This is a genomic window from Phytobacter sp. SCO41 (assembly GCF_003073275.1).
Taxonomy (GTDB): domain Bacteria; phylum Pseudomonadota; class Gammaproteobacteria; order Enterobacterales; family Enterobacteriaceae; genus Phytobacter; species Phytobacter diazotrophicus.
The window spans coordinates 3,275,264-3,301,327 of the sequence record NZ_CP027225.1; the positions used below are offsets into that span (position 1 = coordinate 3,275,264).

At 45.9% G+C, this 26,064-nt stretch carries 27 protein-coding genes and 9 pseudogenes; 7 read left to right on the top strand and 29 right to left on the bottom strand.

Going from position 1 to position 26,064, the window contains the following annotated elements; all coding sequences use genetic code 11:
• Positions 1-137 precede the first annotated feature (137 nt).
• The 4 genes from C5523_RS15795 (at position 138) to C5523_RS15810 (ending at position 4,800) form a co-directional block, all read left to right on the top strand.
• The gene (locus tag C5523_RS15795) at positions 138-425 is read left to right on the top strand and encodes a SelT/SelW/SelH family protein (RefSeq protein ID WP_108702334.1); all 288 of its coding nucleotides are present in this window, start codon (positions 138-140) and stop codon (positions 423-425) included.
• 298 nt (positions 426-723) lie between these two features.
• On the top strand, positions 724-1,407 hold the full coding sequence (locus C5523_RS15800) for a transcriptional regulator (RefSeq protein WP_108701498.1): 684 nt from the start codon (positions 724-726) through the stop codon (positions 1,405-1,407).
• A 599-nt stretch (positions 1,408-2,006) separates the two neighbouring features.
• Positions 2,007-3,377, top strand: coding sequence for a tyrosine phenol-lyase (locus tag C5523_RS15805; protein ID WP_039079416.1), 1,371 nt, complete (start codon positions 2,007-2,009; stop codon positions 3,375-3,377).
• A 160-nt stretch (positions 3,378-3,537) separates the two neighbouring features.
• Positions 3,538-4,800, top strand: coding sequence for an aromatic amino acid transporter (locus C5523_RS15810; protein ID WP_108701499.1), 1,263 nt, complete (start codon positions 3,538-3,540; stop codon positions 4,798-4,800).
• A gap of 227 nt (positions 4,801-5,027) precedes the next feature.
• Here C5523_RS15810 and C5523_RS15815 read toward each other — a convergent pair whose 3' ends face one another.
• The 4 genes from C5523_RS15815 to C5523_RS15830 all read right to left on the bottom strand — a co-directional run bounded on the left by C5523_RS15815 (position 5,028) and on the right by C5523_RS15830 (position 8,879).
• Entirely contained in the window at positions 5,028-5,972 is a 945-nt protein-coding gene (locus tag C5523_RS15815) for a diguanylate cyclase (RefSeq protein ID WP_108701500.1), read from the bottom strand.
• 5 nt (positions 5,973-5,977) lie between these two features.
• On the bottom strand, positions 5,978-6,616 hold the full coding sequence (locus C5523_RS15820) for a chemotaxis protein CheC (protein WP_039079419.1): 639 nt from the start codon (positions 6,614-6,616) through the stop codon (positions 5,978-5,980).
• A complete protein-coding gene (locus C5523_RS15825) occupies positions 6,616-6,981 on the bottom strand; it encodes a response regulator (protein ID WP_223878705.1) in 366 nt (121 codons plus the stop codon). The genes C5523_RS15820 and C5523_RS15825 overlap by 1 nt, the downstream gene beginning before the upstream one ends.
• Before the next feature lie 377 nt (positions 6,982-7,358).
• Positions 7,359-8,879, bottom strand: a complete 1,521-nt coding sequence (locus tag C5523_RS15830) for an aldehyde dehydrogenase family protein (protein ID WP_039079421.1) — start codon at positions 8,877-8,879, stop codon at positions 7,359-7,361.
• Between the two features lie 272 nt (positions 8,880-9,151).
• On the opposite strand from C5523_RS15830, the gene C5523_RS15835 reads away from it, so the two are divergent.
• Positions 9,152-10,924 carry a sigma-54-dependent Fis family transcriptional regulator gene (locus C5523_RS15835; RefSeq protein WP_108701501.1) on the top strand — a complete coding sequence of 591 codons (1,773 nt, stop codon included), beginning with the start codon at positions 9,152-9,154 and terminating at the stop codon, positions 10,922-10,924.
• A 131-nt stretch (positions 10,925-11,055) separates the two neighbouring features.
• Here C5523_RS15835 and C5523_RS15840 read toward each other — a convergent pair whose 3' ends face one another.
• The 12 genes and pseudogenes from C5523_RS15840 to C5523_RS28005 all read right to left on the bottom strand — a co-directional run.
• Positions 11,056-11,493 (bottom strand): hypothetical protein, encoded by a 438-nt coding sequence (locus C5523_RS15840; protein ID WP_155525400.1) that lies wholly within the window; start codon positions 11,491-11,493, stop codon positions 11,056-11,058.
• 199 nt (positions 11,494-11,692) lie between these two features.
• Entirely contained in the window at positions 11,693-12,124 is a 432-nt protein-coding gene (locus tag C5523_RS15845; protein WP_108701503.1) for an immunity 26/phosphotriesterase HocA family protein, read from the bottom strand.
• Between the two features lie 282 nt (positions 12,125-12,406).
• A complete protein-coding gene (locus tag C5523_RS28000; protein ID WP_223878706.1) occupies positions 12,407-12,553 on the bottom strand; it encodes a glycohydrolase toxin TNT-related protein in 147 nt (48 codons plus the stop codon).
• Between the two features lie 122 nt (positions 12,554-12,675).
• Positions 12,676-13,107 carry a hypothetical protein gene (locus C5523_RS27450; protein ID WP_172960900.1) on the bottom strand — a complete coding sequence of 144 codons (432 nt, stop codon included), beginning with the start codon at positions 13,105-13,107 and terminating at the stop codon, positions 12,676-12,678.
• Positions 13,108-13,634: 527 nt separating this feature from the next.
• Positions 13,635-14,210: a hypothetical protein gene (locus C5523_RS15865; protein ID WP_108701504.1), complete on the bottom strand. Its 576-nt coding sequence runs from the start codon at positions 14,208-14,210 to the stop codon at positions 13,635-13,637.
• Positions 14,207-14,431 (bottom strand): hypothetical protein, encoded by a 225-nt coding sequence (locus C5523_RS27270; protein ID WP_155525401.1) that lies wholly within the window; start codon positions 14,429-14,431, stop codon positions 14,207-14,209. The genes C5523_RS15865 and C5523_RS27270 overlap by 4 nt, the downstream gene beginning before the upstream one ends.
• A gap of 425 nt (positions 14,432-14,856) precedes the next feature.
• On the bottom strand, positions 14,857-15,234 hold the full coding sequence (locus C5523_RS15870) for an Imm8 family immunity protein (RefSeq protein ID WP_223878707.1): 378 nt from the start codon (positions 15,232-15,234) through the stop codon (positions 14,857-14,859).
• A gap of 341 nt (positions 15,235-15,575) precedes the next feature.
• A pseudogene (locus C5523_RS15875) lies at positions 15,576-16,541 on the bottom strand (RHS repeat domain-containing protein); the annotation flags it as partial.
• Positions 16,537-17,046 (bottom strand): Imm43 family immunity protein, encoded by a 510-nt coding sequence (locus C5523_RS15880; RefSeq protein ID WP_223878708.1) that lies wholly within the window; start codon positions 17,044-17,046, stop codon positions 16,537-16,539. The gene C5523_RS15880 and the pseudogene C5523_RS15875, both read right to left, overlap by 5 nt.
• Positions 17,047-17,194: 148 nt before the next feature.
• Positions 17,195-17,675, bottom strand: a pseudogene (locus C5523_RS15885) (AHH domain-containing protein); the annotation flags it as partial.
• A 112-nt stretch (positions 17,676-17,787) separates the two neighbouring features.
• Positions 17,788-18,201, bottom strand: coding sequence for a hypothetical protein (locus C5523_RS15890; RefSeq protein ID WP_108701506.1), 414 nt, complete (start codon positions 18,199-18,201; stop codon positions 17,788-17,790).
• 231 nt (positions 18,202-18,432) lie between these two features.
• A pseudogene (locus C5523_RS28005) lies at positions 18,433-18,521 on the bottom strand (RHS repeat-associated core domain-containing protein); the annotation flags it as partial.
• Positions 18,522-18,614: 93 nt separating this feature from the next.
• Between C5523_RS28005 and C5523_RS27275 the strand changes: the two are divergent.
• Positions 18,615-18,952, top strand: a pseudogene (locus C5523_RS27275) (SymE family type I addiction module toxin).
• Positions 18,953-19,004: 52 nt separating this feature from the next.
• Here C5523_RS27275 and C5523_RS15905 read toward each other — a convergent pair.
• The 13 genes and pseudogenes from C5523_RS15905 to C5523_RS27900 form a co-directional block, all read right to left on the bottom strand.
• Entirely contained in the window at positions 19,005-19,331 is a 327-nt protein-coding gene (locus tag C5523_RS15905; protein ID WP_223878709.1) for a hypothetical protein, read from the bottom strand.
• Between the two features lie 353 nt (positions 19,332-19,684).
• Positions 19,685-20,371: pseudogene (locus tag C5523_RS27730) on the bottom strand (RHS repeat-associated core domain-containing protein); the annotation flags it as partial.
• Positions 20,372-20,492: 121 nt separating this feature from the next.
• Positions 20,493-20,777, bottom strand: coding sequence for a hypothetical protein (locus tag C5523_RS15915; protein ID WP_155525402.1), 285 nt, complete (start codon positions 20,775-20,777; stop codon positions 20,493-20,495).
• Complete coding sequence (locus C5523_RS27280; RefSeq protein WP_155525403.1) at positions 20,761-21,108, bottom strand: hypothetical protein; 348 nt, start codon at positions 21,106-21,108, stop codon at positions 20,761-20,763. The genes C5523_RS15915 and C5523_RS27280 overlap by 17 nt, the downstream gene beginning before the upstream one ends.
• Before the next feature lie 14 nt (positions 21,109-21,122).
• The gene (locus C5523_RS15920) at positions 21,123-21,416 is read right to left on the bottom strand and encodes a hypothetical protein (protein WP_108701509.1); all 294 of its coding nucleotides are present in this window, start codon (positions 21,414-21,416) and stop codon (positions 21,123-21,125) included.
• A gap of 95 nt (positions 21,417-21,511) precedes the next feature.
• Positions 21,512-21,627: pseudogene (locus C5523_RS28010) on the bottom strand (RHS repeat-associated core domain-containing protein); the annotation flags it as partial.
• A gap of 229 nt (positions 21,628-21,856) precedes the next feature.
• Entirely contained in the window at positions 21,857-22,327 is a 471-nt protein-coding gene (locus tag C5523_RS15930; protein WP_107224767.1) for an Imm26 family immunity protein, read from the bottom strand.
• 365 nt (positions 22,328-22,692) lie between these two features.
• Positions 22,693-23,664 (bottom strand): annotated as a pseudogene (locus tag C5523_RS15935) (RHS repeat domain-containing protein); the annotation flags it as partial.
• Positions 23,665-23,757: 93 nt separating this feature from the next.
• A complete protein-coding gene (locus C5523_RS27890; protein WP_369944951.1) occupies positions 23,758-24,021 on the bottom strand; it encodes an Imm43 family immunity protein in 264 nt (87 codons plus the stop codon).
• A complete protein-coding gene (locus tag C5523_RS27895; RefSeq protein WP_255423462.1) occupies positions 24,018-24,299 on the bottom strand; it encodes an Imm43 family immunity protein in 282 nt (93 codons plus the stop codon). The genes C5523_RS27890 and C5523_RS27895 overlap by 4 nt, the downstream gene beginning before the upstream one ends.
• A gap of 17 nt (positions 24,300-24,316) precedes the next feature.
• Positions 24,317-24,694 (bottom strand): AHH domain-containing protein, encoded by a 378-nt coding sequence (locus tag C5523_RS15945; protein ID WP_223878710.1) that lies wholly within the window; start codon positions 24,692-24,694, stop codon positions 24,317-24,319.
• A 216-nt stretch (positions 24,695-24,910) separates the two neighbouring features.
• On the bottom strand, positions 24,911-25,324 hold the full coding sequence (locus C5523_RS15950; RefSeq protein ID WP_108701510.1) for a hypothetical protein: 414 nt from the start codon (positions 25,322-25,324) through the stop codon (positions 24,911-24,913).
• Positions 25,325-25,555: 231 nt separating this feature from the next.
• A pseudogene (locus C5523_RS27900) lies at positions 25,556-25,639 on the bottom strand (RHS repeat-associated core domain-containing protein); the annotation flags it as partial.
• Positions 25,640-25,738: 99 nt separating this feature from the next.
• Here C5523_RS27900 and C5523_RS27545 point away from each other — a divergent pair.
• A pseudogene (locus C5523_RS27545) lies at positions 25,739-26,058 on the top strand (SymE family type I addiction module toxin).
• Positions 26,059-26,064 lie beyond the last annotated feature (6 nt).

Below are 26,064 nucleotides of genomic sequence, written 5' to 3' on the forward strand. Positions count from 1 at the left end.
CACTGCACCGCTCTTTATCTTGATCGGAATCATAATGATAACTATTATCAGTTGCAACAACTTCACAATTTCTTCACGCTTTGCGCATTCTTTTGTCTACACTAAGCCAACGTTTACACTTGCTGGTTAACATGATTATGCAAAACAAACCCGCCATCACCTTACAGTACTGCTCCCAGTGCAACTGGATGCTGCGCGCCAGTTGGATGGCGCAAGAACTGCTTCACAGCTTTAGTGCCGACTTAGCTTCCGTCACCCTGATACCGGGTACGGGCGGTATTTTTGTCATTGATATCGACGGAAAGGTTATCTGGGACCGTAAAGTGGATGGCGGTTTTCCGGATGCCGCAGAGCTAAAACGCCGCGTGCGAGATTACTGCTTCCCGGAAAAAGATCTCGGGCATCTGGAAAAGAAAAGCGACTAGCCAACATAAAAATGTGCGAGCAGTTTATATTTGTTGCTCGCGCATAATCGAATAATTGTCAGACAAACAGCGCCCCGCCACCTTAATATCCCTGATCATCATTGCTATTTCACTTCCCAAAGCTACCGCTGCCAATAATTCTGCACAGAGTAAATATTTATTTACCGGATTTAATGCAACATCTTGATTCAAAATACATTATTCTATTAAAGTGATCCGCTTCATATTGTTTAGCGTTCTCTATTAAGCCGTTTCCGATGCCCGATATGATGCAAAAATATACCCAATGGAGATCGCAATGAATAAAGATGAATCAATCAAGGATATTGGCTTATTTACCGACGCAGATATCGAGTGCATGAAATCATTTTCACACCTTGCAGAAATGATCGCAGGCCTGATAGGGCCACACTGCGAAGTGGTGCTGCATTCATTTGAAGATCACAACGCGTCGGTGAATAAAATTATTAATGGCCACCATACCGGCAGAACGATCGGCTCGCCCATTACCGATATGGGACTTAAGACGCTGCAATTGTTTAACAAGACCGGCATCAATAATACGCTGAGCTATTTTACGCGAAATAAAAAAGGCGAGTTGTTTAAATCAGCGACGTCGGTGCTCTTTGGCGAAGAAGGCAAAGCGATTGGGTTATTTTGCGTCAATATCAATCTCTCTGTTCCCTTTCACCAGATGCTCGAAACCCTGATCCCGGACGGTGAGGAACCCATGCCTTTTGCCGAACATTTCGGTGCCAGCCCGCATGAGGTTGTGATGGAAGCGGCAGACAACGTTATCGCCAGCGTACAAAGAGACGTCATGATAACCAGCAAATTCAAAAACAAAGCGGTGGTTAACCAACTGTATAATAATGGCATTTTTGAGCTAAAAGACGCTGTGAAGATTGTCGCCGCCCGTCTTGGCATCACCCGCTACGCCATCTACAAATATCTGCGTGAACGTAAGTCCCGCCAGGCTTAATACCTTTCTTTGCGCGGCCATCATGGCTGCGCCCGGCTCATTTTTCCCTTCACTCCCGCTGCCAGTACCCGTGTACTTTGTGAACGGAAAACCAGGCGCCCCACTCTTTACGGTTCATTTAATTAACTGAAAAACAATGCTTTTACATCACAACACACTCTACCCGTAAAGTAATATTGACGATAATAAGTGGTCTTAATGAAATGAATGAAAGCGAAAACGGGATTTATTTCTCAATTTCGCTTCGCTGGTTCACATTTCAAAACAGCGACAAAAAAACGTCGTTCACCGAATGTTCCAGAATAAACGGGTTTATTGTGCTCTTTTTTATGTCATCATGACTTATCACTCGTACAATCAATTGAAAATACAATATATTTTATTATTACCGTGAACTTTATCACCCGTTTTACATTATTTAAAAAAGCGCCGAAATCGAATTACCCTCCCGCTATTCCCTTTGCCATCTCTTTATCGCATGATGCGTTTGCCAAATGATTCCCGGGAAAGGGAAAGGACAATAAGACGCCTCCAGAATTAACTGGAGGAATTCGATTCGCTATAACTTTTTAAATTACAGAACTCACTGGAGATATAAAATGATCTATCCGGCAGAACCATTCCGTATTAAAAGTGTTGAAACCGTCTCAATGATTCCCCGTGACGAGCGTCTTAAAAAAATGGAAGAAGCAGGACTGAATACCTTCTTATTGAATTCCAAAGATGTGTATATCGATCTGCTGACGGATAGCGGCACCAACGCCATGAGCGACAAACAGTGGGCGGGTATGATGATGGGTGATGAAGCCTACGCAGGCAGCGCCAACTTCTATCACCTTGAAGCCACCGTACGTGAGTTGTTCGGCTTTAAACATATTGTGCCTACCCACCAGGGACGTGGCGCGGAAAACCTGTTATCACAACTGGCGATAAAACCGGGACAGTATGTGGCGGGCAATATGTACTTCACCACTACCCGTTATCATCAGGAAAAAAATGGCGCCTCCTTTGTTGATATCGTGCGTGATGAAGCGCATGACGCCACGCTGAACGTTCCCTTTAAAGGCAATATCGACCTGAATAAACTGCAAAAATTGATCGATGAAAAAGGGGCCAAAAACATTGCCTATATCTGCCTGGCGGTGACCGTTAACCTGGCAGGTGGGCAGCCGGTTTCAATGGAAAACATGCGTGCGGTACGTGAGCTCACCAGCGCACATGGCATCAAGGTTTATTACGATGCGACGCGCTGCGTGGAGAATGCTTATTACATCAAAGAGCAGGAAAAAGGCTTTGAGAATAAGAGCATTAAAGAGATCGTGCATGAGATGTTCAGCTATGCCGATGGCTGCACCATGAGCGGTAAAAAAGACTGTCTGGTGAATATCGGCGGTTTCCTGTGCATGAACGATGACGACCTGTTCTCTCAGGCGCGTGAGCTGGTGGTGGTTTACGAAGGGATGCCCTCTTACGGCGGCCTGGCCGGACGCGACATGGAAGCCATGGCGATTGGCCTGCGTGAAGCCATGCAGTTTGAATACATCGAGCACCGTATTAAGCAGGTACGCTATCTCGGTGACAAACTGAAAGCGGCGGGCGTGCCGATTGTTGAACCCGTTGGCGGCCACGCGGTATTCCTGGATGCCCGCCGTTTCTGCCCGCATCTGAGCCAGGAACAGTTCCCGGCGCAGAGCCTGGCGGCCAGTATTTACGTGGAAACCGGGGTGCGCAGCATGGAGCGCGGTATTATCTCCGCCGGGCGTAATAAAGAGACTGGCGAGCACCATAAACCGAAACTGGAAACTGTACGCCTGACCATTCCGCGCCGCGTATACACCTATGCGCATATGGATGTCGTCGCCGATGGGATTATTCAGTTATATAAACACAAAGAGGATATTCGCGGGTTACGGTTCACTTACGAACCTAAACAGTTGCGTTTCTTTACCGCACGCTTTGAATACATTTAATGTGTTTTCCTGCCCCATGACCTGTTGGGGCAGTTTTGTTTCTCGCCGATAAAAAATGATGTTCAAACTTATATAACGCTACCCTGACTATTCGCGTTGCTGCCAACGCGTGTGCAACCTGAATAACGACGGGTAGGATACTTATTCAGGAATATCTATTATGGCCCTCTCTTTATCTGAACCGATTCGTGACGCCGGGCTGACCAGCGGCGCCATGCTTGTTATTGCCACCGTGGTGGGTGGCGGTATGTTTTCACTGCCTATCGCGATGGCGGGCGTCTGGTTTCCGGGTGCCACCCTGATCCTTATCGCTATTTCACTGATGATGCTGATGACCGGATTAATGCTGGTTGAGGTAAATCTGCATTTTGATGTCGGTGCCAGCTTTAATACATTTACCATGGAACTGCTCGGCAAACGCTGGAATTTCGTGGTCGGCCTCGCCTTCGGCTTTGTTTTATATATTTTGACCTACGCTTATATTTCTGGTTCATCGGCGGTATTATCGAACACCATCGCCAAATACAGCGGGATGCACTTACCTTCCCCTGTGTCGATTATTCTGGTTAGTGTGATTGTCAGCCTGATTGCATGGTACAGCTCGCTGCTGGTTGGCCGCATCACCACCGTTCTGATCTTCGGTAAATTTATCGCTTTTTTCGCCACTTTTTCCGGCATGATCGGCACGATTAACGTTGATAATCTGTTCGATACCGCCAGCGTCGCCTTGCCGCAAACCCGCTATTTGCCCTATGTGTTAATGACACTGCCGTTTTGTATTATCTCTTTCGGTTTTCATGGCAATGTGCCAAGCCTGGTGAAGCTCTACGGTAAAGAGAATATTCACCACATTAAAAATTCCATCATCGTCGGAACGTTATTTGCGCTGATTCTCTATATCTTCTGGCTGGCGGTGACCATGGGCAATATCAGTCGTGCCGACTTCTCGCCGATCATCGCCAAAGGCGGCAATATTGATGTGTTTGTTGAGGCGATTGGCGGGATTTTTACCAGCCGCTATATGGAATTGATTTTGACCTTCTTCGGTAACTTTGCCGTTGCCAGTTCGCTACTGGCTGCCACGCTCGGTCTGTTTGATTACATCGCCGACCTGTTCCATTTTGCCAATAACGGCATCGGGCGCTGCAAAACGGCCATTGTGACCTACCTGCCCCCGGCGGCGGTGTGCCTGTTCTTCCCCAACGGCTTTGTCCACGCCATCGGCTATGCCGGGCTGGCGTTTACCATCTGGAGCGTGATCCTGCCACCTTTCCTGGTCAAAAGCGCCCGCCAGCGCTTCGCCACAGCCGCTTACCGTGCGCCCTGCAATAATGCCGTGCTCAACACCGTTATCGTCTGCGGCGGGATTGTCTATTTAACCGTTATTCTGGAAGTTTTTGGCCTGCTTCCCGTATTTCACTGACGGGCGGTAGCATGGAGGATGGCGATGTTTCTGACACTGCTCCAGTATCAGCAACCGCTGTTTTGTCGGTTTACGTTGCTGCGTGTCGTGGTGACACTTTTACGCAGCGTGGGGCTACGTAGTAAAACACGCTGCCAGTGAGCAGGGCCTGCATTGCAGGCCCCGGTGGTAAAACGCTTTGCTGTGCTCAAATCCCCGCTTAACCCGGCTCGACGGTTTGGCGGGGATTACGCCTGGCTCCTGGCTGCGGTGCTGGCGCGAACAATGTTACGCCCGGAACGCTTAGCCTCGTAGAGTGCGTCATCCGCCGCCTGAATTAAGCTGCCATAGTCTGTATGCACGCGTTGGTTGAGGCTGGCAACACCTACGCTGACGCTCACGACATCGCCCGGCGAGCCAGAATGCGGCAGCCCCAGCGCCTGAACACTCGCACGCAATCTTTCCGCCACGACGACGGCATCAGCCGAGCGCGTTTCCGGCAATAGCGCACAAAACTCTTCCCCGCCGTAACGGAAAAGCATGTCATAGGGGCGCAACAGTGAACCTCGCATAGCCGCCGCTATCTGTTGCAGGCACAGATCGCCCTGCTGATGACCGTAGCGATCGTTGTAGCGCTTGAAGTAATCCACATCAATCAACAACAGCGCCAGTGGTTTGTTATTACGCTTACTGGCACGCCACTCTTTCTCAATGCACAGATCGAAATAGCGACGGTTACCTACCGCCGTCAGTCCGTCGGATAACGATTGTGAGAGCAGCACATGTGCCTGTTCGCGTAACAGCGACTCCCGGCGAACGGCCATGCTGACATCGACAATTTGAATAAGGCAGTAACGCTCCACATCGCCCAGCGGGACGATAGTGATTGCCTGGCTTAAACGCTCACCGGGCTGTGCGGGTTCCGCAAACAGCGGGAAAGGCGAACGATGCAGCGATTGCGACAACAGAGCCGGTAAGTTGTGGCATATCGCTTGTTTAATCGCTACGCCAACCCGGTGGTTACGCAAATCCGGAAAAACCGCGAAAAAATCCTGACCTTTGGCTGCGCTTGCCGCACGACCTGTATGTGCTTCTAACCACGCGTTCCACAACGTAATCTTGTAGTTCGCATCAACAACAATCACGCCCAGACTCAGGGCGGAAAATGCATCCAGTAGCAGCTTGTCATTCATGGTTATCAGAGCCCGTCGGAAGCAAAACCAGATTCAACGCGTTCAATATAGAGGCTGATTTGTTCGCGCAAATCACGCAACGCCGACATGTCCAGGATAAAAGCCAGATACCCTTCAATTTCCTGACGTTCCAGCGAAAAATCGATGCGCAACATCAGCACCGATGGGTCGCTGGGGTCGTGCGACGGGTTCAGGATCTGCTCACTGGTCCCCACACGAAACACGGGCAATGAACCCTGTAACTCTTTTTGAAACATATTCGCCAGCGTGCCCACGCAGGCATTGAGCACAATGTTGCCGATTTCGCTCATCGCTTCGCGCTCCATCTCACCCAGTTCATGGGCAGGGATGAGATCCCCTACCATCATGCGGACGATTTCAAAGCTGGCGGTCTCCGGAAACATCAGAATAGCTTCGGTGGCGTAAGCCCCTTTGTATTGCTGGCTGATGCCACACAATGAGAGACCGGCCCCGAGCTCATCGGCCGCTTCCGAACGGGTGGTAATGCGCACCGACGGGACAGACATGCGGACTTCTTCATTAACGATGTCACTCATCGCGGCAGCCGCGTGACCCACACCGATATTGAAGATCTCCATCAGGCTGTCTGCTTCGATTTCGCTCATATCCGTCAAATCGATCATCAGTTCGACTCCAGGTTTTGCAGCATGGCGCGAATTTGCGGTTCTTTAATCGGTTTGGATAAAAAGCCCAGACCAAGCTGGTCGGCCTGCGCCTGCACGGAGTTCTGCACGTTAGCCGTCAGCAGTACGATGTGCATATCCGGGTGCGTCTCACGCAGGATAGCCGCCGCCGCAAGACCGCCCATTCCTGGCATATTGACATCCAACAGGATCAGATACGGTTTTTTGATGGCCGCCATCTCAATAGCCTGCTCGCCCGTCATCGCCTCTTCAATCTGCCACTCAGGGTGCTGGCTGAGCACATACTGCTTTGAGATCATGCGTGACAACCGGCTGTCATCCACGATGAGAATATGTCTGGACATAATTTTACTTTCTCTTTTATTTATTCAACTGGCATAAAAATCACCCGACTAGCTGTGTCGGTCTTTGCACGCAGTGCCGCTTATTCTCACCCTGATTGCGCAATATTTCCGTTAGGTAACACTATTCATCGGCAACAATGACGAATTAATTAGTGCCAGATTGTAAGAAGTTGCATATTGTGTGCAGCTTAGTCTGCTAATTGATGTTTTATTCGCCACAACGCCATTCTAGTGCGAAAACAGGCGGGCAATGCGCAGAAAAAAGAGGCATATGTGCAAGGCGGCCATACATTACGCAGGGTACCTCGCCGTTAAAAAGAGAAAAGCGGAGCATGGCTGCCCCGCTTTTCCCCGATGTTGACGCAATAAACGCGGTATTAGTAGAAGCCCATCGCCTTACCGCTGTAGCTCACCAGCAAGTTTTTAATCTGTTGATAGTGGCTCAGCGCGAGTTTATGGGTCTCACGCCCTACGCCGGAGTTTTTATAGCCACCAAATGCCGCATGGGCCGGATAGAGATGGTAGCAGTTGGTCCACACGCGACCAGCTTTAATGTTGCGCCCCATGCGCCATGCACGATTAATATCCAGCGTCCACAGCCCGGCCCCCAGTCCATATTCCGTGTCGTTCGCGATACGCAGCGCTTCCGCTTCATCTTTAAAGGTGGTGATCCCGATAACCGGCCCGAAGATCTCCTCCTGGAAGCAGCGCATATGGTTCTCGCCTTTGATCAATGTCGGCTGAATATAGAAACCGTTTTGCAGATGGTTATCGTGCGCAACGTGCGCGCCGCCGGTGATGATTTCGCCCCCTTCTTCTCTGGCGATATTGATATAAGAGAGGATCTTGTCGTACTGCTCGCGGGAGGCCTGCGCGCCGATCATGGTGTCGGTGTCAAAGGGGTCGCCTTTGCGGATGTTTTCCATACGCGCCACGACTTTTTCAACAAACTGCGGGTAGATAGATTCTTGTACCAGCACGCGTGACGGACAGGTACAGACTTCGCCCTGGTTAAAGAAGCCCAGCACCACCCCTTCGATGGCTTTATCGATATACTCTTCGTCGCCATTGAGCACATCTTCAAAGTAGATATTTGGCGATTTACCGCCCAGTTCGACGGTGCTCGGAATGATGTTGTCTGCAGCACAAGAGAGGATGTGGCGGCCAATCGGCGTTGATCCGGTAAAGGCGATTTTTTCAATACGCTTGCTGCGCGCCAGCGGTTCACCCGCTTCGGTACCGTAGCCGTGCACCACGTTCAGCACCCCTTTCGGCAGCAAATCACCAATTAACTCCATCAGCACGCAAATGCCGAGCGGGGTCTGTTCTGCCGGTTTCAGTACGATACAGTTACCTGCCGCCAGCGCCGGCGCCAGTTTCCAGGCGGCCATCAATAGTGGAAAGTTCCACGGGATAATCTGACCGACCACCCCCAGCGGTTCATAAATGTGGTAGGCGACGGTATTGCTGTCAATTTCTGCTGCGGTCCCTTCCTGTGCGCGGATACAGCCCGCAAAGTAGCGGAAGTGATCCACCGCCAGCGGCAAGTCGGCATTCAGGGTTTCGCGGATCGGTTTACCGTTATCCCAGGTTTCCGTCAGCGCCAGCAGCTCCAGATTCTGCTCAATGCGATCGGCGATCGCCAGCAGCACGTTGGAACGATCCTGCGCGCTGGTTTTGCCCCACGCGTCTGCGGCGGCATGGGCGGCGTCGAGCGCCTTTTCAATGTCTGCGGCACCTGAACGCGGGAACTCAGCAATCACTTCCCCGGTTACCGGCGTGGTGTTGGTAAACCAGCGCCCTTCTACAGGATCGACAAATTCACCGCCAATGTAGTTGCCATAACGTTTTTTAAAGGAGACTTTAGCGCCAGTCTGGCCAGGGTGAATGTATTTCATAAGATGTTCCTCTATTTTTATGGGTACAGGTGAGGCGTCGCGCCCTGTGCGGACATCTCTTCATAAGCAGCTCTTATGCCAAAACCTGCGCCGAACAGAGAAAATCTTTTATCTTTTTCTAAAACAGCAGGTTACGAAATTAAAATTTTTATCATTGCTGTCTGACAGGATAAAAAAATCGCACCGCCCTTCGCGAACTGTGTCGTCCATCGCTACACGCGGGACACTTTTATGCTACACAATTGTAACATCTCAGTTCTCCGGAGTGTGCCATGCCGCATCGCGTACCGTCTTTTACTCTCGCCCCGCAGACCACCGGGCTTCCCTGCCAACTGGAAGACTCCTGGCAGCGTAGCCTCAATTACGGGCTTCACCGCGACGACGACACCCAGCCGTGGGTGGCCAGGTCGATGCTGAAAGACGCGCGGGCGGAAAATGCCTGGATAAGCCAGTTAGTTGCGCCGCTTCTTGCCAGGCTGCAACCGGAATTGTCCAGCCATCCGTCTATTATGGTGATGTCGGATGCCACCGGCCTGGTACTGGAAACCCACGGCAATGCCGATTTCCTGCATAAAGCGCAGCGTTATGCGCTGGCGCCGGGCAATTTGTGGGGTGAACATGCACGGGGAACCAACGCCATTGGCACCGCGCTGGCTATGCAGCGCCACTGCGAGGTCTCCGGCGGTGAGCACTACCTTAACCGCAATGCCGGGCTGTTCTGTTCCGCTTCACCGGTATTTCGCCCGGACGGCACCGTGGCCGGCGTACTGGACATCTCCACTCCGGCGCAACTGCCGAAACACGATGCGGCCGCCCTGATTCGCCGGGCAGTCTGCCAGATTGAGCATGCGTGGGCCGCCAGCACCGTCAGTGCCGATCGCTGGTTGCTGAGCCTGCACAGTGACGCCAGCGTGCTGGGAAGCGCTCAGGAGCTGCTGCTGATTTTTGAGCAGAACACGTTGCTGGGAGCAAACAAGCTGGCGATAGACGAGTTTTGTCTCACACCGGGACACTTTGGTGAGACAGCGATCGAGACACTGTTTCCAGGCATCACTCTTAATGCGGGTGAAACCACCCTGGAAGCCAGCAATCGTCAGCGTTATTACGCCCGCCAGACCACACCCACGCGCCGCTATATGGGTCGTGGCGTCGCCCGCACGCCGGTTACGGTTGACCCGGAAAAAGAGAAAGCGCTGCGGATTATCAATGCCGGGATTGCCCTGTGTATCACCGGCGAGACAGGAAGCGGTAAAGAGCATTGCGCCCGCGAGTTACACAGCCGCAGCCAGTGGCGGGAGGGTAATTTTGTCGCCATTAACTGCGCGGCCCTGCCCGAGAATCTGATTGAATCGGAGCTGTTTGGCTATGCCCCAGGCGCATTTACCGGGGCCAACCCGAAAGGTTATAGCGGGAAATTCCGCGAAGCCCATGGCGGCGTTCTGTTTCTTGATGAAATCGGCGATATGCCACCGGGTCTGCAAACCCGGTTGCTTCGGGTATTGCAGGAGAAAAAAGTGACGCCGCTCGGCTCAAATACCGCCTACAGCGTCAATTTTGCGCTGATCTGCGCCACCCATCAGGATCTTACCGCGCAGGTGGCCGCTGAGGCATTTCGTGAAGACCTGCTGTACCGCATTCAGGAGTTTCATCTGCGCATCCCGCCGCTGCGCGAATGGCCCGACACTCGCCAGTTTATCCAAAAATTGTGGCAGGAGCTGGGCGCCAGCGCGCGTGATATTACCCTTAGCGAAGAGGCTATCCACGCCCTTGCCGCCCGCCCCTGGCCGGGCAATGTGCGTCAGTTGTTAAGCCAGTTGCGGGTATTACTGGCGCTGGCGGATGACCATTCGGTGGTCCGGCTGGCGGATCTGCCCGGCGATCCCACTCCCGCACCGGCGCCCGTTATGCTGTCTGCCCCTGCCGATGAGCAAATCGCCATCCGTGAGGCCCAGGGCAATATGAGCCTGGCGGCAAAAAAACTGGGAATTTCACGCAGTACGCTTTACCGGCGACTGGAAAAACGCCAGAGCGTCGGCAGCGTCTGAATTGCGCTTACAGGGGTGTTTTGTTTCCCTTGCTCAGAACAGAGATTGGCTCTCCCTGCCTGTCGGGTTATTAGAGAGGATGAATCGGTGAGCCCTGATGTGAATTGATACCTCAGGGCTCACCGTTGTGCTTAGCGTAGCGGTATCCGGTGGTGATAAACGAAAATCGTCATGTCGGCGTAGAGCAGCGTCTCGTCAGGTTTGCCCAACTGCGCCCTCACCGCCTCCAGGCGCGGATGGGGCGCCGTTTCCGTTTCGACTGCGGGGATCGCCACAAACTGGCGCTCCGGCGAGGTTTGTACGTAAGCATCGGTTAACCACGATCTCAGTGTCTGGGAACGAGTGCTGTCAAACTGAATATGGAAATCAACTTTATCAAACATCACCGGGGAAATATGGATTTCACCAAACGATAGCCAGTTAACGTTGTTAGATAATTTCCAGTAATCACCGTAACCGAAAGTCAGATTATTCTTTTTCAGGAAGGAGATGTAGTCGTACGTCTGGTTTTCCTGGTCGTACAACGGCTTAATAGTAACCTGATAAGAATAGGAATGCCGAACAGTCACGGCAATGTAACTGTAGTAATTTATATCTGCCTGGTTAGCGGTATTATTTCTGTATCAAATACAGTAATTAATACAATAGCAATGATATTCATTAAAAAAACCATCAAAGCACCCCAACAATAACAGATTTACAATAACATACGAAAAATTCCCACATCGTACGGGATAGTTAACAGGAGAAACAACCTTCCTCTGATATTCACATATTCGTCAGAACATTGTCGACAAGCTCAAAGCCGGAAATCCCCATCGTTGTGTAATTAGGATATTCAGCAACAGACAACCTCCTGATTTCCTCCTCACCATCATATAAACCACCTGCATAATTAAATATTTTTAATTGTTTTTTGTCTTCTGTGAGATCAGCGTTAGCGATAATTTTCCAAAGGCCTTTAGTAATATTTTGATTACCAGTAAAAATAACTTTCATCTCTTTGCCAAACTTTTCAAAAGATAATGGTGTTAGTGCACCGCTATCTCTAACTTTTTTGGTATTCTGTATTGATAAAATACAGAACCCTATCGCTTGTTTGAACTTTTGCTTTGGAGCAAAGACAATCTGACAAAGCGCATATTTGCCATTACTCATAGGAATGACAAAAATGTCGCCCTCTTTATATTTTACTGTCATAAACAATTACCTTTCAGAATTGATAACGCATCTTTAGATACTTTCCCACCCAATCACTGCTATGACCCGCAATGTCATATGCACTAGCGTTTGGGTTATTAGGTCTAAATGATCTAATTTTATTGAAGAGATTTATTAAGGAATTCGTTGATTTAGCTCTACCATTAAGATTCATAATCCTTTGTTGTAACTATTTAGCCTCCGCTTTGGTGCATCACCACGTCCTGCATAGATAATATTCTTTCCATCCTGTTGCATATACAACCCTGTCCATTTATAGGATCATAATGTTTGCCTGTACCTCCAGCCTGGTTGGTTAAACCAGGGTATTGCTGGCCCAGTATCAGCATGGATAGAAACGAGAACTTCATTGACTTTATATGGTTTATTCAGCGTATCCAATGGTAATGTACGTCTCTCAAAATACAAGAACTGTGCGAGCAGCTTTACCAGGCTAAAGAGTGGGTTAAAGACGTGCTTGGTTAGTGAATTTAAGAGGAATTAAATAATAAAAAACCGGGAAGATTTGATTTTCCGCCCGGCTATTCAAGTCATGAGGGCTTTATTTCTGAAAATATTTTTTCAATTTCCTTTACGTATTTTTTAGGGCCAGGGATCTGAATTTTCGTTACATACTCAAGTAAATCGCCTGGTCTTCTCGATAATAAATAACATTCAATCAGATGACCGACAGGGAAATTTACCTGAGGCGCCAAATTGATAATATTATCCTTACCGCCATCTGGTTCAGTATATGTTTCTTGTTTTTTCAATATATAACGTATTGTTTTAAACCTGTGATTTTCAATTAGCCATTTTATATCATTTAAAGTCAACGATGCATAATTTAAAGAATCTAGCTCTATTTTTAGAATAACATCATGTACTATTGATACTCGATCTATTTTAACTGGCATTTCCTTATCTAAATTATCAAGATAATTCAAATAAAAATCTGACTGCATAAATTCAGTTAGTTTCATTTTAAAATCCTTTATAGTTTCCAATACCTTGTAATATTTCAAGTAACTCACTACCCGGATATCTATAGGGATCCTTAGCGGCATGCTCCCGGGGCGTAACTTTCTCGAGGTTATATGGAATATCCACATGCTAACCATCGCATTGAGGCCAATGACGATGGTTCAACTCCAATGACACATTTCTTACCCTTTCTTTTCGATTTTTAAAGTGAAATTCTCTAACTCTTATTTTTGGAGCTAACCCAAAACGCATTCTTAACATATTCACTGATGAATACATGCCCTTTGGCGCAGCTTCAGCTTCTGCTTTCCAGTAATCTCGTCTGGCTGAACTCCAGCATTTAAGACCAAGCGGGTCGACCCAGTTTAACGGGTTAGGCGCATAAGCATATGTATTCAGTCCCCTCGCCAGCGCTATCGGACCAGGTTATGTAAATTTTCCATACTCCGGGTCATAGTATCTGCGGAATGTATAATGCAGTCTCGCCTCATAACTAAAATCTTCCATTGAGAATGCAAATGCAGAATTATCCGCCAACTAAATTCATTTGCAGTTCATTAGCCAACTCAACTATGTCTTTATCTTGACTACGCATTCCTAATTTTATATGTGCATTTAATAATGCATTATTTTTTATAACGTACAAAAGTTCACCAATATCTTTATATAAATAATAGTCTAAATCTTTTTTATAAAAATCAGATATGATATTCCCGACTAACTCATTCCGAGTTAACAGCCATCCACGTGAAATTATAATATTTCTCGACAATTTCTTTTCTTCATCATTGCCATTGATCGATGTATTTATAAGTTTCTCGATAAACAAATCAGACAAAGAAAAATCAAGCAGGCCATCTTTTATTAATTTCAAAGATACTCTTCTATGTTCACTATCGGGTGAACACAGCATAAACATTAAATCAGGATCATATTCAAGAATTAAGGAACGGACAAGATAATAGTATTGATTTAGAGCGGTTTCCTGTAACTCATATTTCGACCATGTAATTCCATTATGCTGGACTAACTCAATAAAATTACGTGTTTCTTCATTATAAAAACCTTCAATAGCAATAAATTTTTTTATTAAATCTTTCATATTTTACCACCACACTCCCATGGTAATGAATTAGACAAATCATTGAACTCATCTGGCGTCATATCTCTAGTAGGATACACTGTTGAGTGTCCAGGAGACATATACCCTCCCGGCATATCACGCCCATCGTGTTTAATACCTAACCCACCAGGCATTTTCACATCTTCACGTAAAGTATGATAATGTCCCTGTAAACCAGATTCTTCAGGTGTTCTGGTCACTGATTTACCTTGAGGTCTAGCCTTACCTGCTTGTGAAGGAAGCAAGCCATGCTTATTGGGTGCCAAATTTCGCTCACGAATACCTTTTGGCCCGCTCTTATTTCCAAATGCACAAAGCCGTTGTAACCCCCAGGGATCCACCCAACTCAACGCATTCGGCGCATACCGGTAAAGGTTTATCCCCCCGCCAGCCCTGTTAGGTCATCGGAACAATCTCATCTCCAACACTAATCGTACCGTCAATCTGCACCATAATCTGCTAAAACGCCCGAATCATACAGACATGCTACCGCTCCCGATACTCCTTCGCACCATTCAAAGCCCAAAGACAGAGTTTCCAAAGCACAGCTTCGCTATAAGGGCCGGGAAGAGTTAATTTCTTTCCCAGCTTTCTATTATTACTTATCTTTCACAAAATTAACTATCTATTTTTCATACTGATAATCTTCATATTCCCATGAAAAATAGCGTTGTAATACAAGACAAGATTCATCCCAATTTTCTCTTGTACATTTTTTTAAAATATTTTCGATTACCTTTCTAAGTAAATAATAATCAAAATAATCAATTACAATAACTCTATTATCTGTTATAAGAAAATTCCTTGAACGCTTTCTCAAGGCTTCTGGGGTGGCAATTTTCACATAGAAATAGTTGCTTCCTTTTTCACCATCATTCATCCCAATGCATAAATCAACAGCTGCATATGTATCTTCAAGAGAAGCAGGCTCCCACTCACTAAGCGGATCGAACATTGTTGAAGACATATCGTATAAGATAAGTTGAGGTTTATTCTTTTTCACGGCCGAAAATCCTCCACTTCTAAGTGAACATTAGCAATAACATCACCATCCATATTTTTGGTTTTAAAATTCACTTGTTTTCCTGTCTTCGACCATGGATGACCGTTAACACGATCAAATCCCTTTTTATCAGCAGGGAATCTGAATATTCTCAAACCATGTTCTGACACAAGCCCTTGACCGCTGGACATAACTCTATAATTAGGACCTACAAATACTTCACCTAATCTGAAAGCATCATTCTGTGATACAACGCCAGTAATTCCCCGATTACCACCTACGGTGTTCTGATTTCAAATTGATCTAAGTTTATTCTTAAACTACTGGTTTGTTAACTTGCAGGTTAAACCAAGCGGATCGATCCAACTTAATGTATTCGGTGCATAAGCATATAAGTTTAATCCACCTCTTAGCCCTATCGAGTCCTGCCGGGTAAACCTGCCGCTATCCGGATCGTAATAACGGAACAAATTGTAGTGCAACCCGGTCTCACGATCCAGGTATTGCCCCTGCATACGCAGGTTCTGCGCATAGCCCGTCTCCTGCGGTATCGACTCGTGCAGCAGTTTCCCCCACGCGCTGTTCTGCCCTTCCCAGCGGATATGTCCTTCACGGTCCGTCATCCGTTCCGGCGTACCGTTTGGCTGACAGTGGAACCAGAAGATATCCGGATCCTTCGTGCCATCGATACGCGCCAGCGGTTCATAACTTTCCGCGTCGCTATAAACATAAGTCAGGGGCATATCGTCGTGAATTTCCTGCAACAGGCGAAAGCCTTCCCACAGGAAACGCGTCGTCACCTGCTTTCCTACCGGCCTGCCCCCCAGCGTCTGCTGGCGTGTTTTGCTGATACGCCGGCCGAGCGGGTCATAGCGGAAACTGGCCTGCGTTTGTGGTTTGTTGCGATCCCTCGGGACGGCCACCACATCGGTTAACCGGTGCTCGCCGTCGTAACGATAATGCCAGCGCGTCTGACCGTTGTCTTTTTCGGTGGTCCGCCCATGAATGTCATAGCTCCACTGAATGCCATTTAAACGGGTGAGACGGTTATGACGAACAGACTGCTGCAGGCTGTTATCCAGCGGGTTACCCGCCGCATCCCAGCGCCACTGCTCTTTTCCGGGGGACGTGCCGTCCTGTTCCAGCAGACGCCCGGCGCTGTCATATTTCCAGTTACACCAGTTGAACGGATCATCATCACGCTCTTCGCGCACCGGATTGTTGCGGTAGTCGTAATCCCAGCGGCGTGACCAGCGTCAGGGCGAAGTGGGCTGAGCGTTACTGGTGAAGACATCCCGGCAATTAAGGTAATTTATTACGCTTTCTCTTACGATTGGAATCTATCTCGTAGAAATAATCCTCACAGAACACGTCTAAAGCATTTTCCAGTCGCACAAATTTCAATCCCCGGAACCTTTTTTTTTCAATTGCTTCTTTAACCTCTTGCTTAATAATAATAAAGCCGCCTAGTAGTGTGTCGCTGAACGAGAGGATATCATATGCCAGTGCATCATTCTTAAATTCAATTTTAAAAGGTATAATATCCCCGAACTTATCTTCTTCAAGAATAGATTTTTCTTCATCTATAACATTATCGCCCGGAAAATATACATATTTGAAATCATCACGAAGAATCTGGCCATTTCCAATCGATACTGGTGTTATATCTCTATCAAAAAAAATATTGTGATTATAGTTTTCAAAAATTGAAAACAGAGACTTGTCAATCAAATGCCCAAAGTCTTTTTTATAATAATCAAATTTTAAAGCCCCAACATCTTTATTGCATAACAAAAAATATGTTCTGGGCATGCATCATCTTTGATTCTATAAGGAAACGAAAAATCAGAACCTTCTACTTCCCAATTTACATCGATTTTTAATTTCTCATCAACAATGCCTTGTAAGTTTCTTGGCATAAGTGTTGATTTAAAGTCATTCATTATCACATAATAGCACATTAATTCATTCTCCTGCATTTTGTTGTGGGAATATGTCCCATCCAAACTTTATTTTTCATGTCAATCTGGATCCGCCTTATAGCTATTCCCGCCCCTTTGGCATCCAATCTTCCGGAATTATATTGTTGTTCAACACGAGCAATGCGCTGACGGACAGTGTCACTATAATTATGATGATTGCTGCTGTGGAAAACATCCATACCTTTCCCTGCATCTTGTTTCATCGCTGATGCGCTACCTGGAACATGAATACCATTAAATGCAGAGTTCATGTCTTTTCCAAAGCCAATATTATTGAAGAATGATTTGTTCTCTTTCCACACCTCAACGGGTATGACATGGTGGGCAGATAGTCGGTCTCCGACTTTACCAGCCATAGCTTTATCTAATATACCACTATTAGATAACCCCCATGGACCCACCCAACTCAACGCATCCGGCGCATACCGGTAAAGGTTTATCCCCCGCCAGCCCTATCGGGTACTACTGGGTAAACAGGTAGTTAAGGAGATTAAGTATGTACTGGTTTAGTGAGCTGAACGGGAATAAATAATAAAAAGTCGGAAAGGTACAATATTTCTCCGGCTTATTTTTATTTAATAATATCTAAAGCAATTATTGCTGCCTCAGAGATATCACCATCATCTGATGCTAATGATATATTCAATCCATTAATTAGCCTTTTATCAGGATATGAAGCTGCAAGTTGAGTTACCCAATATCTGACGCCTTTAGCTGTAAGAGGGTTTTCAAGTATATTTGAAATAGATATTACAACATCGTTAATATCACATTCATAAAAAACATCCTCAACTACTTGATATACTCCCCTACCATCCCCATCTCCATATGATTGCATAAATAGCGGTATAGCCTCTTTAGCAGGATTTTCAATAAAATATTTCCTAACATCATCATATTTATTAATAAGCTCCTGTGTCAGGAGTTGTTCCGATGGCATTGGCTGATGTTCTAGCAAAAATTGTAACGCTTCATCTTTAGTCATCTTTAAGTCTCCAGCCTTTTCCATAACTTTTTATTCGGACGAATTAACTCATGAAGATCTTTCCGTAAGTTAATAGTAATGCCTCTACTATATGTTGTAGGGGCTGGCAGCATTTGGAACTGCATGATGAGGAGTATGTGTTGGATTAAGACCAGATCTAAGGTTGCCTCCTCGTACCTGACCATATGTACCAACATATAAATCTTCGCCTTGTTTGGCTAAACCACATTAAAGACCAAGCGGGTCGGTCCATGACAGAGGATTCGGCGCATAATGATAAAGGTTTATCCCCCCGCCAGCCCTACCGGGTCATCGGAACAGTTCTTTCCCCTGCGCCAATCGTACCGTCAGTTTTCACCGTAACATGCTAAAAAGGCCTGCATCCTACAGACACGCTACCGCCACACCCTGATATTCCCTTATCTGCACCGAGCTATTCTAAGCCAGAAGTCACCCTTTCCAAGACACAGCGTCGCTACAAAGCCAGCGATGTCAGAGTCCGCCACGAAAACCGACGGAACATTACCAAACCTACTATTCATCCCACCCCAGCCTGACCCTCAAGGGCAACTGGTTAAAAGAGGCGGGATTTGAGACCGGGCGGAGCGTGACGGTCAGGATCTCGGAGGGGTGTATTGTGCTGATGGCGGAGAGTAACGAGGTGCAGGATCTGCGCGAGTAGCTTTACCTGGCTAAACAGGTGGTTAATGGAATTAAGTACGGGATGTTTAGTGTACTGAACGGGGATTGAATAATAAAAAAGCCGGGAAGATTTAATTTTCTACCCGGTTTTTATTATGTTATTACCTCCATCTTGATAGAGGAGAGTTATTACAGTATTTCTCCAGTAACTTATCATCAAGAATATTTTTTTCAAATAATGGTGAAATTATTTCATCCAATATTTCAAAATCTTCCTGACAACCTGTGTTATCAAAAAGGAGAAGCAACGCATTCTGCACAAGTAAAAACTCACTTGAGTCATTTGATTTTATAATAAACTCAATAAGTTCAGATTTTATCTCTTTATTTGCAAGATATTCATCCTCTTCAGATAGATATTCTTCACTATAAAAATCATTCAGTTTTTTTGATAAGTTTTTTAATTGAGAAAATAATTCTTCGTTCATTTAATAATCTCATACGAACCAGATGGGATACCGTTAGTCAGGATTACTTCTTTATCTTTCCTGGCATATCGAGAAGCCTTACCAGATAATCCTTGTCCATTACTAACATCAATAATTTCATTATCTGATATTTTTGATAAATCTATTTTTACTTTACTGTCATTTTAATTATAAAAATCTGCGGTGCTTTCTTTTTTCGTAGTAGATATCAGTTGAGTTGATAGCTTTCCATTTTCAATATGCTCCTGTACAGAATAGTCGGCATGAGGATCTTTTGGCGGAATCTTCCCCCCTCCCTGCGCACATTTTTTCTGTCCTTTAGTCAACGCACGAAAAACATATCCAATATGAATTTTGCTAAGACCTAGCGGATCGATCCACGATAACGGATTCGGTGCATACTGATATAAGTTTATCCCCCCCGCCAGCCCTGTCGGGTCCTGCCGGGTAAACCTGGCGCTATCCGGGTCGTAATAACGGAACAAATTGTAGTGCAACCCGGTCTCACGATCCAGGTATTGCCCCTGCATACGCAGGTCCTGCGCATAGCCCGTCTCCTGCGGTATCGACTCGTGCAGCAGTTTACCCCACGCGCTGTTCTGCCCTTCCCAGCGGATATGTCCTTCGCGGTCCGTCATCCGTTCCGGCGTACCGTTTGGCTGACAGTGGAACCAGAAGATATCCGGATCCTTCGTGCCATCGATACGCGCCAGCGGTTCATAACTTTCCGCGTCGCTATAGACATAAGTCAGGGGCACATCGTCGTGAATTTCCTGCAACAGGCGAAAACCTTCCCACAGGAAACGTGTCGTCACCTGCTTTCCTACCGGCCTGCCCCCCAGCGTCTGCTGGCGTGTTTTGCTGATACGCCGGCCGAGCGGGTCATAGCGGAAACTGACCTGCGTTTGTGGTTTGTTGCGATCCCTCGGGACGGCCACCACATCGGTTAACCGGTGCTCGCCGTCGTAACGATAGTGCCAGCGCGTCTGACCCTTATTCTTCTACACGGTGCGGCCGTGAATGTCGTAACGCCAGCGAATGGTTTATCCTCCTTTCCGACTCTATCGGGTCAGGGCTATGAATCCCCCTTGTTGGCAGATCAGGCTATGAATTTCGTTCGTACATTCAAGTTGAAAATTTTAATTTCTTATCCGGCTTTTATTATAAATATTCTTGAAAGATTTTTTTATTAAATTCCAATTTAATATCCTTATCACTATTAAACCCTAATGTTTTTTCGCTGAATAATACATCACCATCTATATCATTTTTAGATATATTATTTCTCTTAATTGCTAGCAATATGAGTAAGAATGGATATGAATAATATTTAGGATGGCTAATTATATCCCCCACCAAATCTTCATTCACATCCAATAAATTAAAAACAGCCGGAAGCTGAGCGTTTTTTAATCTGTCAAGTAATAATCTACAGGTTTTTTTCAATCCCATCTTCTGTCGATGGCAATAATGGACAACCATCTTTTTCACCCATTGTAGACATACAGTAAATATATTCATCATTCGGTAAATTTGATTTGTATGGTGGATGAAATGTATCGAGTTCTGATTTTAAAGTCGGTGATTTAACTACAATTATAGCTCCATAAGCATGTAAATTATTAAGAAAAACAAAATCAATATGAGCAGTAGATTTACCCTTTTTTATTGTGACCTTATTTTTCCCAAGCTTAACGCCTTCTTGTCCATCAAACATACTTTTCAGATAAAAATCAAGTCGACTCTCAAATTCATATCTTAACTCTTTCAATGACATGGGTTACCTTTATTTTAATATCGGAGAAGCCAGAACGTTGCATCGACAATATTTACCTTTCCATCTACAGGTATACCATTAGGCCCATTTGTAGAGACTTCAAATTGCTCTTTAGTACCTTTTGATGGACTGATTCCACCACCACCTAAACCATCATTCGTATTCGCAGCCCCTTTATCGTATACACCTGAACCTTTCTGCCCCCTCGTCAACCTACCTTTACCATTTTTTACTTCAAAGACATGATAATTACCATTTGCATCTTTCGCCACAATATCAGCTCTTATCCTCTTACCATTCACTTTCATTGTGACTTCTTCAGTAATTACAGTAAAACCATTTTTTTCAAATCTGCCTTAGCTTTAATTACGCCTCGTCTTCCGCTATATGCGGACTTACATAATAACCCCCAGGGATCCACCCAACTCAACGCATTCGGCGCATACCGGTATAGGTTTATCCCCCCTGCCAGCCCGGGTCCTGCTGTGTAAACCTGACACTATACGGGTCGTAATAACGGAGCCCCCGTCGGTTATTCATTCAGCCACAGCCAGCTTCTCAAACAAACTGGCCAGAAGCGGCAGGACTTGAGACCGGGTGGACCGTCATCATAGTAGTTTCTGAGAAATGTACTATCCCCCGGAGGATAACAGCAAGATACAAGAACTGAGCGAGGAGTTTAGTGTTTTGCTTGAGGGTTAAATAATAAAAAGCCGGGAAGATTCAAAATCTGTCCCAGCTTTTCGTGTTAATTTAATACATACTCTATAGACTTTATAATACTTCTATGGAATTGAATTGACTCTTCACCTACGGGTATTCCATCAATTAACAAGTTAGTTACTGTACCATGATGATCATAAATCTTATTTCTTATCGGGTTTTTGAAATAATGTTCAGGATAGATATCCATACTATTTGGATCTATATTTTTTAATGTTACAAAATATCCATTCTTCCAGCATGAAGCATCAGTAATAATTGGCGGCAATAACAATCTTTCTTTATTCAATACAATATCTTCACCGAGAGATGATGTGAAATTATCATATATATATATGACAATAGCATTCTTAAATGGGCCGACATCTATTTTCCCTAAAGCGACCATGCCATAACCAAACCGACCATCGCTCAATTGAAAATAAAAAACATCACCTGCCTCTGGCCATTTTTTTTGCTTTTTATTTCCTGACATTACAGTTAACTTGTCGGCCATTTTATAGTAACTCCGTTGTTATTAAGCCAATTTTCGCCCCACGAAACAGCATCTGAATATAACTTCCTCGTCGGGCTAATACTATTGATGGAATTTTCAAAGTGTGGATTATTATGAATAATTGCCTGTTCTATACTCCGAGCATGCCCTCGATTCAGTGGTTCTTCGGTAATTCGAACTAATTTATCGAATCTATCACCATGTTGTCCAGCACGAATATCCACATCCTTACTTATACCCACATACACGGGTTTACCATCTTTATACCCCATATACACATGGGTATTATTCCCACCTTTTGCTTTCGCTTTAATCCAGTCCACGAAAGACATATTTCTCGCGGACTGTTTAGCGCTTCCGGCACCACAGGCCGTTAACCCCCTGGGATCCACCCAACTCAACGCATTCGGCGCATACTGATAAAGGTTTATTCCCCCCGCCAGCCCTATCGGGTCCTGCCGGGTGAACCTGGCGCTATCCGGGTCGTAATAACGGAACAAATTGTAGTGCAACCCGGTCTCACGATCCAGGTATTGCCCCTGCATACGCAGGTTCTGCGCATAGCCCGTCTCCTGCGGTATCGACTCGTGCAACAGTTTACCCCACGCGCTGTTCTGCCCTTCCCAGCGGATATGTCCTTCACGGTCCGTCATCTGTTCCGGCGTACCGTTTGGCTGACAGTGGAACCAGAAGATATCCGGATCCTTCGTGCCATCGATACGCGCCAGCGGTTCATAACTTTCCGCGTCGCTATAGACATAAGTCAGCGGCACATCGTTGTGAATTTCCTGCAACAGGCGAAAACCTTCCCACAGGAAACGTGTCGTCACCTGCTTTCCTACCGGCCTGCCCCCCAGCGTCTGCTGGCGTGTTTTGCTGATACGCCGGCCGAGCGGGTCATAGCGGAAACTGACCTGCGTTTGTGGTTTGTTACGATCCCTCGGGACGGCCACCACATCGGTTAACCGGTGCTCGCCGTCGTAACGATAGTGCCAGCGCGTCTGACCGTTGTCTTTTTCGGTGGTCCGCCCATGAATGTCATAGCTCCACTGAATGCCATTTAAACGGGTGAGACGGTTATGACGAACAGACTGCTGCAGGCTGTTATCCAGCGGATTGCCTGCCGCATCCCAGCGCCATTGCTCTTTTCCGGGGGACGTGCCGTCCTGTTCCAGCAGACGCCCGGCGCTGTCATATTTCCAGTTACACCAGTTGAACGGATCATCATCACGCTCTTCGCGCACCGGGTTGTTGCGGTAGTCGTAATCCCAGCGGCGTGACCAGCGTCAGGGCGAAGTGGGCTGAGCGTTACTGGTGAAGACATCCCGGCAATTAAGGTAATTTATTACGCTTTCTCTTACGATTGGAATCTATCTCGTAGAAATAATCCTCACAGAACACGTCTAAAGCATTTTCCAGTCGCACAAATTTCAAACCCCGGAACTTTTTTTTTCAATTGCTTCCTTAACCTCTTGCTTAATAATAATAAAGCCGCCTAGTAGTGTGTCGCTGAACGAGAGGATATCATATGCCAGTGCATCATCCTTAAATTCAATTTTAAAAGGTATGATATCCCCGAACTTATCTTCTTCAAGAATAGATTTTTCTTCATCTATAACATTATCGCCCGGAAAATATACATATTTGAAATCATCACGAAGAATCTGGCCATTTCCAATCGATACTGGTGTTATATCTCTCTCAAAAAAACATTGTGATTATAGTTTTCAAAAATTGAAAACAGAGACTTGTCAATCAAATGCCCAAAGTCTTTTTTATAAAAATCAAATTTTAAAGCCCCAACATCCTTATTGCATAACAAAAAAATATGTTCTGGGCATGCATCATCTTTGATTCTATAAGGAAACGAAAAATCAGAGCCTTCTATTTCCCAATTTACATCGATTTTTAATTTCTCATCAACAATGCCTTGTAAGTTTCTTGGTATAAGTGTTGATTTAAAATCATTCATTATCACATAATAGCACATTAATTCATTCTCCTGCATTTTGTTGTGGGAACATGTCCCATCCAAATTTTATTTTTCATGTCAATCTGGCTCCACCTTATAGCTATTCCCGCCCCTTTGGCATCCAATCTTCCGGAATTATATTGTTGTTCAACACGAGCAATGCGCTGACGGACAATGTCACTATAATTATGATGATAACTGCTGTGGAAAACATCCATACCTTTCCCTGCATCTTGTTTTATCGCTGATGCGCTACCTGGAACATGAATACCATTAAATGCAGAGTTCATGTTTTTTCCAATACCAATATTATTGAAGAATGATTTGTTCTCTTTCCACACCTCAACGGATATGACATGGTGGGCAGATGGTCGGTCTCCGACTTTACCAGCCATAACTTTATCTAATATACCACTATTAGATAGCCCCCATGGACCCACCCAACTTAACGCATTCGGCGCATACGCATAACGGTTTATCTCCCCGCCAGCCCTATCGGGTACTACTGGGTAAACAGGTAGTTAAGGAGATTAAGTATGTACTGGTTTAGTGAGCTGAACGGGAATAAATAATAAAAAGTCGGAAAGGTACAATATTTCCCCGGCTTATTTTTATTTAATAATATCTAAAGCAATTATTGCTGCCTCAGAGATATCACCATCATCTGATGCTAATGATATATTCAATCCGTGAATTAGCCTTTTATCAGGATATGAAGCTGCAAGTTGAGTTACCCAATATCTGACGCCTTTAGCTGTAAGAGGGTTTTCAAGTATATTTGAAATAGATATTACAACATCGTTAATATCACATTCATAAAAAACATCCTCAACTACTTGATATACTCCCCTACCATCCCCATCTCCATATGATTGCATAAATAGCGGTATAGCCTCTTTAGCAGGATTTTCAATAAAATATTTCCTAACATCATCATATTTATTAATAAGCTCCTGTGTCAGGAGTTGTTCCGATGGCATTGGCTGATGTTCTAGCAAAAATTGTAACGCTTCATCTTTAGTCATCTTTAAGTCTCCAGCCTTTTCCATAACTTTTTATTCGGACGAATTAACTCATGAAGATCTTTCCGTAAGTTAATAGTAATGCCTCTACTATATGTTGTAGGGGCTGGCAGCATTTGGAACTGCATGATGAGGAGTATGTGTTGGATTAAGACCATATCTAAGATTGCCTCCTCGTACCTGACCATATGTACCAACATATAAATCTTCGCCTTGTTTGGCTAAACCACATTAAAGACCAAGCGGGTCGGTCCATGACAGAGGATTCGGCGCATACTGATAAAGGTTTATCCCCCCCGCCAGCCCTATCGGGTCATCGGAACAGTTCTTTCCCCTGCGCCAATCGTACCGTCAGTTTTCACCGTAACATGCTAAAAAGGCCTGCATCCTACAGACACGCTACCGCCACACCCTGATATTCCCTTATCTGCACCGAGCTATTCTAAGCCAGAAGTCACCCTTTCCAAGACACAGCGTCGCTACAAAGCCAGCGATGTCAGAGTCCGCCACGAAAACCGACGGAACATTACCAAACCTACTATTCATCCCACCCCAGCCTGACCCTCAAGGGCAACTGGTTAAAAGAGGCGGGATTTGAGACCGGGCGGGGCGTGACGGTCAGGATCTCGGAGGGATGTATTGTGCTGATGGCAAAGGGTAACGAGGTGCAGGAGTTGAGGGAACTACTTTACCAGGCTGAACAGGTGGTTAAGGGAATTAAAGACGTGCTTATTTAGTGGATT